Source organism: Streptomyces collinus Tu 365 (assembly GCF_000444875.1).
Taxonomy (GTDB): Bacteria; Actinomycetota; Actinomycetes; order Streptomycetales; family Streptomycetaceae; genus Streptomyces; species Streptomyces collinus_A.
Genome location: NC_021985.1, coordinates 1,727,548 through 1,742,188 on the forward strand (window position 1 = coordinate 1,727,548; position 14,641 = coordinate 1,742,188).

At 74.7% G+C, this 14,641-nt stretch carries 9 protein-coding genes; 3 read left to right on the forward strand and 6 right to left on the reverse strand.

The features are described from left to right. Positions 1-5: 5 nt before the first annotated feature. Positions 6-440 (reverse strand): roadblock/LC7 domain-containing protein, encoded by a 435-nt coding sequence (locus B446_RS07155; RefSeq protein ID WP_020938753.1) that lies wholly within the window; start codon positions 438-440, stop codon positions 6-8. Continuing rightward, complete coding sequence (locus B446_RS07160) at positions 437-3,259, reverse strand: nitrate- and nitrite sensing domain-containing protein (protein ID WP_020938754.1); 2,823 nt, start codon at positions 3,257-3,259, stop codon at positions 437-439. The genes B446_RS07155 and B446_RS07160 overlap by 4 nt, the downstream gene beginning before the upstream one ends. A 420-nt stretch (positions 3,260-3,679) precedes the next feature. Here B446_RS07160 and B446_RS07165 point away from each other — a divergent pair, with 420 nt between their 5' ends. Further along, the gene (locus tag B446_RS07165) at positions 3,680-4,213 is read left to right on the forward strand and encodes a hypothetical protein (RefSeq protein ID WP_020938755.1); all 534 of its coding nucleotides are present in this window, start codon (positions 3,680-3,682) and stop codon (positions 4,211-4,213) included. A gap of 85 nt (positions 4,214-4,298) precedes the next feature. Here the strand turns inward: B446_RS07165 and B446_RS07170 are convergent, their stop codons facing one another. The 4 genes from B446_RS07170 to B446_RS07185 all read right to left on the reverse strand — a co-directional run bounded on the left by B446_RS07170 (position 4,299) and on the right by B446_RS07185 (position 12,268). Continuing rightward, positions 4,299-8,957 (reverse strand): hypothetical protein, encoded by a 4,659-nt coding sequence (locus B446_RS07170; RefSeq protein ID WP_020938756.1) that lies wholly within the window; start codon positions 8,955-8,957, stop codon positions 4,299-4,301. 82 nt (positions 8,958-9,039) lie between these two features. Further along, positions 9,040-9,918 carry a hypothetical protein gene (locus tag B446_RS07175; RefSeq protein ID WP_020938757.1) on the reverse strand — a complete coding sequence of 293 codons (879 nt, stop codon included), beginning with the start codon at positions 9,916-9,918 and terminating at the stop codon, positions 9,040-9,042. 43 nt (positions 9,919-9,961) lie between these two features. Further along, positions 9,962-11,491, reverse strand: a complete 1,530-nt coding sequence (locus tag B446_RS07180) for a hypothetical protein (protein WP_020938758.1) — start codon at positions 11,489-11,491, stop codon at positions 9,962-9,964. 72 nt (positions 11,492-11,563) lie between these two features. Further along, positions 11,564-12,268 (reverse strand): GntR family transcriptional regulator, encoded by a 705-nt coding sequence (locus tag B446_RS07185; protein WP_020938759.1) that lies wholly within the window; start codon positions 12,266-12,268, stop codon positions 11,564-11,566. A gap of 169 nt (positions 12,269-12,437) precedes the next feature. Between B446_RS07185 and B446_RS07190 the strand changes: the two genes are divergently transcribed. Then, complete coding sequence (locus B446_RS07190) at positions 12,438-13,757, forward strand: MFS transporter (protein WP_043474964.1); 1,320 nt, start codon at positions 12,438-12,440, stop codon at positions 13,755-13,757. Then, positions 13,754-14,593, forward strand: a complete 840-nt coding sequence (locus B446_RS07195) for a putative hydro-lyase (RefSeq protein ID WP_020938761.1) — start codon at positions 13,754-13,756, stop codon at positions 14,591-14,593. Before B446_RS07190 ends, B446_RS07195 begins: the two co-directional genes overlap by 4 nt. Positions 14,594-14,641: the final 48 nt, after the last annotated feature.

The following is a 14,641-nucleotide window of genomic DNA, read 5'->3' on the forward strand; positions in this document are numbered from 1 at the left end:
TCCCACTACCCGCCTGCGGGCAGATCGGTGCGCGGAACCGAGCCCAGATGCACGCCGACCCGCTTGACCAGGAGCGTCATCTCGTAGGCGACCTGCCCGACGTCGGAGTCGGCGTCCGAGAGGACGGCGAGGCAGCTGCCGTCCCCGGCGGCCGTGACGAACAGGAAGGCGTCGTCCAGCTCGACCACGGTCTGCCGGACGCTGCCCGCCTCGAAGTGGCGGCCCACGCCCTTGGCGAGGCTGTGGAAGCCGGACGCGACCGCGGCGAGGTGCTCGCCGTCCTCCCTGCTCAGGTCCTTGGACACGCCCGTGGGCAGGCCGTCGCCGGAGAGCACGACGGCCTTGCGGATGCTGGCGACCCGGTCGACCAGGTCGTCCAGGAGCCAGTTCAGCTCGCCCTTGCCGGTCTCCGTGAGGCCGGTGGCCTTCGGTGCGGTCATCGACCGTCCCCCTTTGTCGTTCCTTGTGCTGTGCTGTCGCGGGCCCCGTCGTCCGAGGCGTTCTCCTTGCGGCCGCGCTGCCAGCCGCGCTGGAGCGAGGCCATCCGGCTGCGGACCTCGTCGGCGTCGCGGTCGGCGGGCTGTGCCGGGGCGTCGGGGCGCCGTGCGGTGTCCTGCTTCAGCTGGGGGGCCAGGTTGGCCTGGCGCACCCGCCGGGGCAGGGGCCCGGTGCCGGGCTCGGGCACGGGGGCGGGCTCGGGCACGGGGGCGGGGCCGCCGGTGGGCGGGGTGCCGCCGCCCGGCGCGTCCTGCCGCGGCCGGGTCCGTCCGGGCAGTGCCGGTGCCGGGGAGGTCTCGTCCGTGTCGCCGGTTCCCGGGGCGGCGGTGCGGTCGTCGGTGCGGCCGGTGAGTCCGGCGCGCCGGGCGGTCTCGCCGCGGCGGCGGGCGGGCAGCGGCGCCAGGGCGCCGGTCTCGGGCCGGAACGGTCCGGCCGGGGGCTGCTCGTCGGGGTCGTCGCGGCGGGTCCGGTGCTCGCTGACGGGCCTGCCGTGGGAGCTGACCAGTTTCGGCGTCTGCCGCCGGGGCAGCGGCACGGGCCCGGCGGCCGGGCCGTCGTCGGTGCGCTCGGCGGCCGGCTGGTGGCTCTCGCCGGGGCGGGAGACGGCCTGCTCGTCGGTTCGGCGACGGGTGCGGCGGTGGCGGAACAGGCCACCGCGCTCGCTCTCCTCGTCCGCCAGGGCGCCCGGGAAGTCGTCGAGGGCGTCCAGGTCCACCGGCGCCTCCAGCTCGACCGGGCCGTCCAGCAGGGAGGCGGACAGCCCGGGCAACTGGACGGGGCCTCCCGCGCGGGCCGGGGTGAGGCTCGCCCGGGGCTCGGTCTCCCGGGTGGGGCGGTCGAGGCGGAAGCCGATGCCGTTGGTGTCCGGGACGTCGTCGGACAGCAGGGCGTCGGGGATGAAGACGACTGCGGTGGTCCCGCCGTAGGGGGACGGCTGCAGGGAGACACGGACGTTCTGGCGCTGGGCGAGCCGGCTGACCACGAACAGGCCGAGCCGGTCGGTGTCCGAGAGTTCGAACTCGGGGGTCTCGGCGAGCCGCAGGTTGGCGTCCAGCAGTGCTTCGGCGGTCATGCCGAGACCGCGGTCGTTGATCTCCAGGGTGAAGCCGTTGGCGACCCGCTCGCCGAGGACCTGCACGGCGGTGTGCGGCGGGGAGAAGGCGGTCGCGTTCTCCAGGAGTTCGGCCACGAGGTGGGTGACGTCGGCGACGGCCGGGCCGGTGACGGCGACCCGGGGCAGGCGCCGGACCTCGATGCGCTCGTAGTCCTCGACCTCGGCGACGGCGGCGCGCACGACGTCCATCAGCTGCACCGGCCGGCGCCACTGCCGCGAGGGTGCCGCGCCGGAGAGGATCACCAGGCCCTCGGCGTGCCGGCGCATCCGGGTGGTGAGGTGGTCGAGGCGGAACAGGTCGGCGAGTTCGTCGGTGTCCTCGGTCCTGCGCTCCATGGTGTCGAGCAGGGTGAGCTGCTTGTGCAGCAGGACCTGGCTGCGGCGGGCGAGGTTGACGAAGACCTCGGAGACGCCGGCGCGCAGTTCCGCCTGTTTGACGGCGGCCTCGACGGCGGCGCGCTGCAGGGTGTTGAGTGCCTGGCCGACCTCGCCGATCTCGTTCTTGTCGTACTCCAGGCGTGGCACCTCGGTCTCGACGTCGACCTGCTCGCCGGCCGAGAGGCGGCGCATCACGCTGGGCAGCCGTACCCCGGACGCCTCGTGGGCCTCCAGGCGCAGCTGCCGCAGGTCGCGGATGAGGGCGCGGCCGACCCGCACGGACAGCAGGACGGAGACGAGGAGGGCGACGAGGCCGAGGACGCCGGCGACCGCGGCCTGCGCGATCACGCCGACGGCCACGGGCCGGGTGCGGTCCTGGAAGCGGTCGCCGGCCTGGTCGTCGAGGGTGCCGAGGTCGTGGAGGGCGCTCGCCGCCGCTGAGTCCCAGCTCTGGGCGGTGACCCCGCGCGGGGTGCCGGACCGGCTCTCGACGACGGCGTGTTCGGCCGTCAGGAGCGGGGCGGTGGTGGCGCTCTTCCAGAAGTGTTCGTACCGCTCGCGTTCCGGGTCGGGCAGCACCGGCAGGCCGATGTCGTACAGCAGGCCGCGCTGGGCGACGAAGTCGGAGATGTGGCGGGTCTCGTCGTTCGAGAGCCTGCCGACCACCAGTGCCGAGCCGAGCAGGGCGTCCTCGCGGGAGAGGAACTCGCGGGCGCGGGCGAGGGTGACCAGGGCCCGTGCCTCCTTGTCCATCTCGACGTCGTCGATGTTGTCGAGGGCGGCGAGAAGGGTGAAGCAGGGGTCGACAAGGCGGTTGTAGCCGTCGAAGGCCTGGGCGCGGTCGACGGTGCGTTCCTCCACGCCGTGGCGCAGGGAGTCGAGTCCGTCGAAGGCGTCCAGGACGGTGGTGAGGCGCTCGCTGTCGTCGGCGTCCATGCCGTCGCGGACGTGGTGTCCGCGGGCGTTGCGGCGTACCTCGGCGACGGCCCGGTCGGTCGCGGCGCGGGTGCGGTGCAGGGCCGAGAGGGCGTCGGCGGCCCGCGGGTCGGCGAGGTAGACGAGGGTCTGGCGGCGTTCCTGCTGGAGCACGCGGACGGTGTCCTCGGTGGGGTAGCCGACGTCCTGGACGATGTCGGTGACCCGGAAGAGCCGGGTGACCTCACGCCCCGTGAGCACCGTGGCGAAGCCCCAGACGGCGGTCAGGGACACCAGCGGCACGAGAAGCAGCGCCACGATCTTCCGGCGGATCGACTTCCCGCGAAAGCGCATGGCCTCCCCCAGCTCGACCCCCGCCGGGCGGGGGTACACATGTCCAACAGCAAACGGCGCGAGCCTACTACCGCCTCACAGATAACTCGAAGACATGTCCGGAGGGCGAACTTCCGCGCCGGGGGCGAGAGATGACGAGTTGTCCGGGCATTGCGGGAGATTGCACCCGCGATGTGGGTGCCTGCGGCGGGATCGGCCGAAGCAGTACGGACAGCCGGTTGGCTGGAATTTTTCGCAAGTGGGGAATCTTCGGGAGCTGTTGTTCGTCCTTCTTTCTGAGAATCGGGTGCGAAATCGGCCACACGAGCCGCAGCCCGCACCTGGGCGGCGTAAAACAGCGCAAGCCGGGCAGCCACTGGGGAGACGGGGTCTTCGGACATCGGGGCGAGCGGTCTGCTGGCGGTGGGGAGTGACACGGTGATGGGCACGGCGGAGCAGCGTAAGGCGCCCGAGCGGAGCGTGGCGGAGCGCTCGGCGGAGCGAAGGGGCCGGGAGGCGCCGGATCGCGACGTCCCGGCGCAGAGGCGCGCCGGTGCGGGCGCCGGGAGTGAGCGGAGCGCGGATCACCGTCCCCTGTGGGTCGAGGAGCCCGCGCGGCGGTACCGGATGCCCGACCCGGTGCGTACGGCCGCGGTGCGGGCCGTGCTGATCATCTCGGTGACGCTGATCCAGGCCATGGTGGCGTTCCTGTGCACCATGGCCGAGTCCTGGCTCGCCTTCCCCATGGTGATCAGCAGTGTGGTCAGCACGGTGGTCGCCACGTGGGCGGTGGTCGACGTGTGGGTGACCCGGCAGGTGTGGAAGCAGCGCTACGGCGTGGTCTCCGAGCCCAGCAGCACAGCCCGTTCGCTCCGCCGTGAGCGCCGTGCCCAGCGGCGCCAGGAGCGTGCCACGTCCCGGGAGCAGGCGCGGATACGCCGCCGTGGCGGCGCCGGGCAGCTGTCGCACCCCTGACCACCGGGGCGGCCGGCCGGTGCGCGTCGCACGTCCTGACCGGCCCGCCCGCCATCGGTCGGACCGGTCAGGCCGCTCGGGCCGCTCAGGCCGGACGCTTGTACATCCGGGTCGCGGTGATCTCGCTGTGCACCGCCTCGCCCGCCCGGGGCTGCTGCGGCAGTCCGGGCCGCAGGTGTTCCTCCACGCTGATGTACTTCAGGCCCGCCCTGAGGTCGGCGTCGTTGCGCAACCGGATGACCAGCGGGAACTCGGCGAGGGCGGTCGTGTCGAACAGGCCGGTGGTGTACAGCAGCTGGACGCCGAGGGCATCGGAGACGGCCCGCTGGAGCTCCAGCAGATAGGTCGCGTTGGCGCGGCCGATGGGGTTGTCCAGGAACAGCGTGCCCGCGTGCCGGTGCTTGTCGCGCCCCCGGTCGTTCGACCGGAGCGCGGCCATCGTGCAGTACAGGGCGATGGCGGCGGTGAGCAGCTGTCCGCCGGAGAAGACGTCGCCCATCTGGCCGACGGGCACGCGTTCGGCGCGCAGGACGGCGTCGGGCTTCAGGATCTCGACGGCCACACCCTTGGGCTGCAGCGCCGCGGCGACGCCGCGCAGCAGCAGGGACATGCCGTCGCGGCGCAGGTCGGAGTTCTTCCTGACGGCCGCGCGGGTGGCCTCGTCGACGACCTCGCCGAGCCGTTCGGTGAGCGTGGCCTGGTCGGGCTCCTCGAAGCGGATGCGCAGGAACTCCTGCCCCGACCACTCGCCCAGGCCCTCGGGGAGGCGGGAGAGCCGCTGGGCGGAGCGCAGGGTGGCGAGGGCCGACTCGACCAGACCCCGGAGCCGGTCGACGATCGAGTCCCGGTTGCGTTCCAGCTGGGCGAGTTCGTCGGTGAGGACACGCAGCCGGGGCGCGAAGGCGTCGGCCCACTTCTGGGCGTGCTCGGGCAGCGTGGCGGCGGGCAGCTCGCGGATCTGCTGCCGCGCGGGCGTGCGGACCTGCTCGTAGCGCGTGGAGTTGGCGTGCCGGACGAGCACGTCGCTCGCCTCGCGCACGGCGCCCTCGGCGGCGGACAGGTCGGCGGCGCAGCCGCGCAGCGAGCGGCGGGCCTCGGCGGCCGCATGACGGGCCTCCTCCAGGCTGCCGGGGTACGGCTCCGGCTCCTCCTGGTCCTCGTCCGGGGTGTGCTCGCGCAGCAGGTCGCGGAGCATCGCGGCGATCTCGTCGAACCCGCCGGCCGCGTCCTCCGCGGCCCGGTGGGCCTCCAGCAGCTCCGCGTGCGCCTCCCGGGCCTCGGCCAGCGCCCCGGTGCGGGCGGCGAGTTCGGTCGTGGCGGTGCGCAGCAGGGCCTGGGCGTGCTCGGCGTCGCGCGGCACGAGGTCCTCGGGCAGTTCGGTGTGGGTTTCGGCGTCCTCGGGGGCGTGCCGTTCGGCCTCGCCGCGCAGCCGGCCGAGCTGCTCGCTCGCCGTCGACATACGGGTCTCCAGGAGCTGCACGAGCTCCTCGGCGCGCGCGGCGGCGGCCTGCCGGGAGGGGCCGTCGGAGCCGTCGGGCGACTGCAGGAGCTGCTCGGCGCGGGTGCGGACCTTGTTGCTGAGCCGGTCGAGTTCGGCGCGGGCCGCGCTCTCGTCGCTCTCCGCGCGGGCCTGCTCGGCGCGCAGGTCGGCGCCGACGCCCACCTTCTCGTACAGCTGGGAGGCGGCGCGGTAGGCCTCGCGGAGGGCGGGCAGCGACGCCGTGGGCGAGTCGGCGTCCGCGGCCGGCACGTCGTCGGGGGCGCCGGCGATCTCGGAGCGTTCGGCGCGCAGGGCGCGCGCGGTGCGGCGGGAGTCGTCGGCGGCGCGCTGGGCGGCGCGGCGGTCCTCGTCGGCGGCGCGGGCGCGCTCCAGGCAGGTCTGGGCGCGGGCCTCGGACTCCGCCGCCTCGTCGGCGAGTTCGCGGAGCCTGGCCTGCCAGCCTGCGCGCTCGCGCAGCCGGTGGGCGAGTCCGGCGAGGGCGTCGGCGGCGCGGCGTGCCTTCTGCGCGGCGTCCTGCCGCTCCTCGCGGACCCGGGTGGCCTCTGCGGCGATCTCGTCGGCCTCCGCGCGCGTGGTGCGGGTCTCGGTCAGTTCGGCCTCGGCCTCCTCGGCGAAGGCGCGGGCCTCCCGGGCGGCCTCGGCGAGTTCGGTGAGCCGTCCGGCCGGGCAGCCGGTGCGCCAGGAGGCGAGCCGGGCGGCCAGTTCGCGGTCCTTGCCGAGGCGGGCGGCGCGGGTACGGATCTCCTCGTCGCGCTCGGTGGCCCGGGCGCGCAGCGCCTGGCGTTCCTCGTCGGCCGCGTGCTCGTCGTGCATGGCCGGGTTCGGGGGCACCAGGAAGACGTCGCCGGGGGTGGTGCCGGGGGCCGGGGTGGGGGCGAGCAGGGCGGCGGCGGTGCCGACGGCCACGGCGGAGCGCGGCAGCAGGGCGGCGTCGCCGAGCGCCTCCCGGGCCCGTGCGTGCGTGTCCGGGTCGGTGATGATGACGCCGTCGACGAGTTCGGGACGGGCGGCGAGCACACGGGCGTGGTCGGCGGGGGTGACGGCCTGGGCGAGGTAGCGCCAGCCCGGCAGGGCCGGGATGCCGTGCTCGCCGAGGTACTCCACGGTGGCGAGCACGTCGGGGCCGGGCGGCAGCAGTCCGCCGTCGCCGAGGGCGCCGAGGATGCGGGCGTCGTCGGCCGCGGCGGTGCGCAGGTCGAAGAGGTGCCGTTCGGCGGCGGAGACGGCGTCGTCGAGCAGGGTGCGCAGTTCGTCGGCGTAGCGGTCGAGTTCCTCCGGGCCGAGCGGGCCCTCGGTGAGGGGGCGGGCCTCCTCGGGCGCGTCGGGCGCGGGCGCGGGGGCGGCCGCGGTCTCGGCCGTCCGCGGTCCCGGCACGCCGGGCCGTGCCGCGGTGGGGGCGCCCGGCAGGCTCAGCAGCTCGGCGAGCCGTTCCTCGGCGGCCAGGGCCTCGGCGAGGCGCCGTTCGGCCTCGTAGGAGCGCTCGGCGGCGGTCGCCGCGTCCGCGGCGCGGGCCGCGGTCAGCTCGGCGCGGGACTCGGCCGAGGCCGCCTCGCGGGCGTGCTCGGTCGCCTTGCGGGCGGCCTCGCGGGCGGCGTCCCAGGCGGCCACGGCGGTCTTCTCCGCGTCGTTCGCGGCGAGGGCGGCGCGGGCCGGGTCGGCGTCCGGGGTGCTGTCGTCGAGCCAGCCGGCGCGGACCGCCTCGGCGGTCTCCTGCTCGACCTCGGTGAGGCGCTGGCGCAGGTGCCCGGCCTCGCTGCGGGCGCGCTGCGCCTCGGTGGCGGCACCGGTGGAGTCGCGGTAGGCGCTGTCGCCGGCCTCCTGGAGGGCGGCGGAGCGCTCCTCCTCCTCGTTGGCGAGGGTCTCGGCGCTCCCGGCGGCGGCGTTCAGGGCCCGGACGAGGTCGACGGCGGCCTTGGCGCGGGCGGCGAGCGCGGGGGCCGCGTCCCGCTCGGCCTCCTGGATGGCGGCGGAGACGCGGGCGGCCCGGTCGGAGGCGGCGCGGTGGCGGAGCACGGCCTCGGCGGCCTGCCACGCGGCGTGCAGGGTGCGCGCGTCGGCCAGTTCGCGCTTCTGGGCCGCGGCGGACTTCTCGGCGGCGGCGAGCGCCAGGGAGGCGTGCCGGTAGGCGAGTTCGGCGGCGACCAGGGCGCTGCGCTCACGCGCGCCCTCGGAGTGCGTGACGGCGTAGGCGGCGGCCGTGACGCGCTGGGCCAGGTCGGTGGCGCGCACCCGCTCCCGCACGGCGCGGGCGGAGAGCCGCCGGGCCAGGGTGCGCGTACGGCGCTCGGCGCCGGTGTGGACGTCCCGCGCGCGGGAGCGGGCCTCGGCGGCCTCGACGATCCGCCCGAGCAGATCGACGGAGCCGGCCGTGAAGTCACGTTCGGCGATGAGTTCGGCGCGCCGTCCCAGCTTGTTGCCGAAGCCGCCGACGAGGTCGGCGAGGCCGTCGGTGTCGCGGGTGTCGGTGACCGCGCGCAGCAGCAGGTCGGTGAAGTCGGAGTCCTTCTTGACCGCGAAGAGGCCGGCGGCCTCGCCCTCGTCGGCGTTCATCTCGCGCTGGTACCGGAAGAGTTCGGGGTCGAGGCCGAGGTCGCCGAGGTGTTCGATCCAGCGGTCGTGGATCTCCTCCCAGTGCACCTCGAGGTGCGGGTACGCCTTGCCCGCCTCCGTGAGGGCGTCGCGGAAGCCCTTCATGGTGCGGCGGCGGCCCTGGGCGCCCGAGGCGCCTTCGACGGGCGGCCGTACGGCGGTGGACTCGGCGACGGGCAGGTTGTCGAGGCTGAGGCCGGGGCCGGGCCGGAAGGAGTACCAGGCCTCGGCGAACTTGCGCGGGTCGTTGGAGACCTGGCGTCCGCGCCACTCGCTGGCCTTGCCGACGACCACGCACTCGCCGGTCTGCACGTGCTGCCACTCCAGGGCCACGTGTCCGCAGTCGTCGGCGAGCAGGAACTTGCGCAGCACGCCGGAGCTGGCGCCGCCGAGGGTGTTGCGGTGGCCCGGCAGCATCACCGAGAAGATCAGTTTGAGCAGTACCGACTTGCCGCCGCCGTTCTCCAGGAAGAGCACGCCGGCGGGCGCGGGCCGGCGGGGCGGCCCGGACGGCTCGTCCTCGAAGAACTCCGCCTGCGTGGGCGCGGGGTCGGGCACGGGCTCGCCCACGCCCCGCAGGTCAAGCACGGTGTCGGCGTAGCGCGCACCGGCGGGCCCGATGGAGTAGAGGCGGACCCGGGACAGCTCGTACATGGCGGACTCTCGCGTTAAGTCTTCGGAAAGGTGCGGTGGTTCGGGGGCCGGGGCGGTTCGGGGCCGCGTCGGCCGCGGGGCGTCAGGAGTGGAACGGCAGCCCGGCGTCGGCCACCAGCTCCAGGTCCTCGGTGTCCTCGGCGGGCAGCAGGCCCGGGGTGCCGTCGGTGACCGGGACGACGCCCAGCTCCAGCAGTTCGGTCATGGCGGCGCCGCCGGCCATGTCGCGCACCTGGAGCTGGTAGCGCGCCGTGGTGCGGTAGGTGCCGCCGTGTTCGTCCCCGGTGCGCTGCAGGAAGCCCGAGTCGGTGAGGAAGGCCGCCGCCTTCGCCACCATGCCCGTGGTGGAGGCGGCGGGCCGGCGCGCGTCCTTGGTGGCGCCGGTGGCGCTGCGTCTGGCCCAGATCCGCCAGGCGGCCTCCAGGCCGGGCGCTTCGGTAGCCGGGTCGGTGTTCTCGCCCTGGGCCTCGGCGCGCTCCTCCAGCCTGCGGCAGGCCTGCCGTACGAAGGCGTCGACGCCGTTGACGGTGACCCGGCCGATGTAGGAGTCGTCGGCCAGGTCCTCGGGGCGCGGGAACGCCAGGGCGGCCAGGGCGAGGTGGGCCAGTCCGTGCAGGAAGCGGTCACCTGAGTCGGCGGTGGTGCGACGCGCGTAGTCGCCCATGCGGACGGCGAAGACGGAGTCCTCGGCGGCCGTCACGGCCATCCCGGCGCGCGGGGAGACCTCCAGCACGACGAGCCCGAGACCGGCGGCGACGGCGTCCGCGAGCCGTGCGAAGGCCGGGTCGTCGCGGTAGCGGCGCAGCAGCTCCGTGTACTCCTGGTCGCGGGCGGGCTGCAGCTTGGGCTGCAGCCCGAAGGCGACGAGCCGCGCCGCGTCGGCGGCGTCGGCGGGGGTGACGGCGGCGGGCGCCGACGGGGCTGGGGCCTCCGTGTCACTCCACTCGACGTGCTCGCTCACGGCTTGGGCTCCTTGTCGCGTACTCGGTCTGGCTGGTGCTGGGTCATGCCGCTTCCGTCCGGTCAGCGGCCATGCCCGCCGCGTCCAGCAGGGCGGTGCCGACGATCAGGTCGGCGCCGCCGAACTCGGGGTCGTCCAGTTCGGTGCCGTCGTCCACGGCGAACAGCAGTTTCTCCTCGCCCTGGCGGTAGGCGGTGCCCACGGGCGGGCTGGCCGCGTGGACCGCCAGCAGGGCGACCAGGTAGGCGAGGTCGGGGTCGCCGGTGCGGCGGGCCTGCGCCAGCAGTCCGGACAGTCTGCGGGGTGCGTCGGCGGGCAGGTCGAGCAGCTCCATGGCGGTGGCGAGCTGTTCCTCGCTGAACCGGCTGTCGTCCGGGGTCGCGATCAGGTCGGGTTCGGGCATCTCCGCGCCGAGGTGCTCGCGCTCCACCGGCGGGGTGAGCAGGATGTCGACGAGGTCGCCGACCCGCACGGACACCGGGGTGCGCAACCCGGTGCCCTGGGCGAAGAACGCGTCCGTCACCCGGATCGCCCGTTCCAGGGGCAGCGGGAGCACGGGGGCGACCAGGTGGCCGTACAGGTCGAGGCCGGAGGTCGTGGTGGGCGTGGCGAAGGCCTGCCGGTCCTGTTCGGCGCGGAACAGCGGGCCGGCCTCCAGGAGGCGGGACTGGAGCTGGGTGTGCCGCCGGATGCAGTCCTTGACGATGTCCACCAGCTCGGCGGCGCGGCGCTTGTTCCCGGAGTCCTCGGTCTCGTCGCGCGCCTTGCGGATGTTGGTGAGGATCGCGTTCTCGTGGCGGTAGCGGTCGGCCACGTGGTCCAGGGCCTCGGCGATCATGTCGGGCACGGCGTTGAGCCAGTCGACCGCGCGCACGTTGCGCCGGGTGGCCTCCAGGGCGCGGCGCAGGGTCTCGGAGTACTGCACGGTGCGGTAGCGGGCCTGTTCGGCGGCGAGCTGGGCGTCGGCGAGGCGGCCGCGGTTGATCAGCACCTCGAGCTTGACCTCGGCGGCGATCTGGGCGCTGGTGACGTCGGTGTCGAGGGCGCCGACCAGGACGTTGACCGCTTCGTCCGTCGTGCGGAGGTAGACCGTGCCGCCGGGGCCGGGTACCTCCTCGATCAGCTTGAAGTCGTAGTCACGGCGGACGTAGGTGCCGTCCGGCTCGAAGGTGCCGTACACCGCGCGGAAGCCGCGGTCGACGCTGCCGACGTTGATCAGGTTCTCCAGGACCCAGCGGGCGACACGCTCGTGCTCGCCGGCCGGGCGGTGCGGGGCCTGGGCGGCGATGCGCGGGACGAGCCGGGCCACGATCTGCTCGTGGTCGGCGCCCGTGTCGAAGTCCATGTTGAGGGTGACCAGGTCGATCGCGGACAGGGCCACCTCGGCCATGCCGTAGACCGAGTACTCGCCCGCCAGGTTCGCCTTGCGCGCGTCGAGGTCGTGCAGCGGCGCGGTGCAGGCGAGCGCGCGCAGCCGCCGCGCCAGCCCCTCGTCGGCGGCCGGGCCCGGCGCCGGGCGCGGCCCCGCGCTGAGCTGGGGCGGAACGCTGTCCGTCGAAGCAGGCGAAGTCACGGTGCACAGACTAGGTCCTCGGTCTGACAACGACCCAAACGACGCAGAAGCGACGGCCGTCACACAGGCGCGTCAGGACCCGGCGCCGTCCTCGCCGACCCGCCGCAGGTAGACCTCGACGACCCGGTCGAGCGAGTCCGTGAGATAGGTCTCCAGCAGCCGCTCCGCCCGGACGTGGTCCCCGTCCTGCAGGGCCCGCAGGATCTGGCGGTTGCGGGCGAGGTAGGGCTCGTGCAGCCGGCGCGGGTCGTCCACGACGTGGAAGGCGAGCCGCAGCTCCGCGAAGACGCTGCGCATCAGCTCGTCGGTGCGCTCGCTGCCGGCCAGCGCGACCAGCTCGCGGTGGAAGTGGATGTTGGAGGTGCCCAGCGCTTTCCAGTCGTTCCGCGCGGTGGCCAGTTCCCCCTCGGCGACGGCGGCGGCGAGCCCGTCCAGGGCGTACGGCGGCTCTCCGAGGCCCCGGACGACGGCGCACTCGACCAGCGTCCGGGTGCGGTAGATGTCCTCGACGTCCTCCACGGTCAGGACCCGGACGAAGACGCCGCGGTTGAGCTCGTGGACCAGCAGGCGCTCGTGGGTGAGCAGCCGGAACGCCTCGCGCAGGGTGTTGCGGGAGACCCCGAGCGCGCCACCGATGGCGTCCTCCGACAGGCGGGTCCCGGGCGGGAAGAAGCCTTCGGCGATACGGCTGCGGAGGATGTCCGAGACGCGTTCGGCGGTGCTGGTGCGCCCCAGGAGGGCGCGGTCGTCGGCCAGTTCCGAGAGCTGCTCTGCCATGCCCGGAATTCAATCGCAGACCGGGGGACGAGACAACGCGGGTATTGAAGGATCGTTGAACGATCCTCTACGGTGCTCGGCAGAACACCGGCACGACACCGGCACGACACAACTCAGGCACGTCACCGCTCAGTTGCCCGCACCCTCCGTCCCTCTCTGCGAGGTGCCCATGAGCACGACACCCCCGCCCCGGCCCGTGACGCCGGGCCTCCGACCCGCTCGGACCGAACAGGACGCCGGGACCGGCGCGTTCGGCTGGCTGCGCGCCCTGGGGCCGGACGGCCGGCGCGCCTTCGCTGGCGCTTTCGGCGGATATGCCCTGGATTCCTACGACTACTTCACCCTGCCGCTGAGCATGGTGGCCCTCGCCGCGTACTTCGGCCTGGACAGCGGCCAGACGGGCCTGTTCACCACCGTCACGCTGGTGGTCTCCGCGATCGGCGGCGCCGCGGCCGGCGTCCTCGCGGACCGCGTGGGCCGGGTCCGGGCCCTGATGATCACGGTGGTCACGTACGCCGTCTTCACCGTGGCCTGCGGCTTCGCCCCCGACTACGAGACGCTGCTCGTCTTCCGCGCCCTGCAGGGCCTCGGCTTCGGCGGCGAGTGGGCGGTGGGCGCGGTCCTGGTGGCCGAGTACGCGAGCGCCAGGCACCGCGGCCGTACCCTCGGCGCCGTCCAGAGCTCCTGGGCGGTCGGCTGGGCGCTGGCCGCGCTCGTCTACACGCTGGTCTTCTCCTTCGCCGGCGACGACCTGGCCTGGCGCGTGATGTTCTGGACCGGGGCACTGCCCGCGCTGCTCGTCGTCTGGCTGCGCCGCCGGGTGCACGACGCGCCCCGGGCCACGGCGGAGCGCGAACAGAGCGCGCGGCGCGGCTCGTTCGCGGCCATCTTCCGGCCCGGCGGGGCCGACGGCCCCGGGCTGCTGCGCACGACGGTCTTCGCCGGGCTGCTGTCCACGGGGGTGCAGGGCGGCTACTACACGCTGGCGACCTGGGTCCCGACGTACCTGAAGACCGAACGCGGTCTGTCCGTCGTCGGTACCGGCGGCTATCTGGCGTTCCTCATCTCCGGCGCCTTCCTCGGCTACCTGACCGGCGGTCATCTGACCGACCGGCTCGGCCGGCGCCGCACCATCTGGCTGTTCGCGCTGCTCTCCGCCGTGTGCACCCTGGCGTACGCGCACATCCCGCACGGCGCCGACACCCTGCTGCTGGTGCTCGGCTTCCCGCTCGGCTTCTGCATGTCGGCGATCTTCAGCGGGTTCGGCTCCTACCTCAGCGAGCTGTACCCGACGGCGGTGCGCGGCACCGGGCAGGGCTTCACGTACAACACCGGCCGCGCGATGGGCGCGGTCTTCCCGACCCTGGTGGGCTTCCTGGCCGACGGCTGGGGCGTGGGCGGCGCGCTGGTCTTCGGAGCGCTCGGCTACGGCCTCGCCGCGCTGGCGCTGCTGGGGCTGCCGGAGACGCGCGGGAAGGAACTGACGTGACGCGGCCGGAGCGCACCGGGGACCGGCCGGTGATTCTCGTCGACGAGCACGCGCACGCGTGGAGCCCGCGCACCGCGCGGACCCGCTTCCGGCAGGGGCTCGCGGGCCCCACGGCCGGTGTCGCGGCGGGCCACACGCAGGCCAACCTGATCTCGGTCCCGGCCGACTGGGCGTACGACATGCTGCTGTTCTGCCAGCGCAACCCCAAGCCCTGCCCCGTGCTGGACGTCACCGACGCCGGTTCACCCGCCACCGTCCTGGCCGACGGCGCCGACCTGCGCACCGATCTGCCGCGCTACCGGGTGTGGCGGGACGGCGAGCTGGTGGACGAACCGATCGACGTCCGGGCGCACTGGCGCCCGGACCTGGTGTCGTTCCTGCTCGGGTGCAGCTTCACCTTCGAGTGGGCGCTGGCCGCGGCGGGCGTCCCGATCCGGCACGTGGAGCAGGGCCGCAACGTGCCGATGTACGTGACCGGCAGGCAGTGCCGCCCCGCGGGCCGGCTGCGCGGGCCCATGGTGGTGTCGATGCGCCCGGTGCCGCCGGAGCACCTGCGCAGCGCGATCCGGGAGAGCGGCCTGCTGCCGGCCGTGCACGGCGGCCCGGTGCACTGCGGTGATCCCGCGGTCCTCGGCATCGAGGACCTGGGCCGCCCCGACTTCGGCGACCCGGTGGACGCGGCGCCCGACGACATCCCGGTGTTCTGGGCCTGCGGGGTCACCCCGCAGGCCGTGGTGACCGCTTCACGGCCGCCGTTCGCCATCACCCACGCGCCGGGCCAGATGTTCCTGACCGACGCCCGTGACGACCAGTACCGCGTGGTCGGCGTCGACTGACACCGGCCGCGCACCCGCCCCACCCGAGGATCCGGAGAGAACGAGGAC

Excerpts from the sequence above, each read along its gene's own strand:
- B446_RS07185 (WP_020938759.1), bottom strand. The coding sequence starts at position 12,268 with ATGGCAGAGCAGCTCTCGGAACTGGCCGACGACCGCGCCCTCCTGGGG.
- B446_RS07155 (WP_020938753.1), bottom strand. The coding sequence starts at position 440 with ATGACCGCACCGAAGGCCACCGGCCTCACGGAGACCGGCAAGGGCGAG.
- B446_RS07160 (WP_020938754.1), bottom strand. The coding sequence starts at position 3,259 with ATGCGCTTTCGCGGGAAGTCGATCCGCCGGAAGATCGTGGCGCTGCTT.
- B446_RS07190 (WP_043474964.1), top strand. The coding sequence starts at position 12,438 with ATGAGCACGACACCCCCGCCCCGGCCCGTGACGCCGGGCCTCCGACCC.
- B446_RS07165 (WP_020938755.1), top strand. The coding sequence starts at position 3,680 with ATGGGCACGGCGGAGCAGCGTAAGGCGCCCGAGCGGAGCGTGGCGGAG.
- B446_RS07170 (WP_020938756.1), bottom strand. The coding sequence starts at position 8,957 with ATGTACGAGCTGTCCCGGGTCCGCCTCTACTCCATCGGGCCCGCCGGT.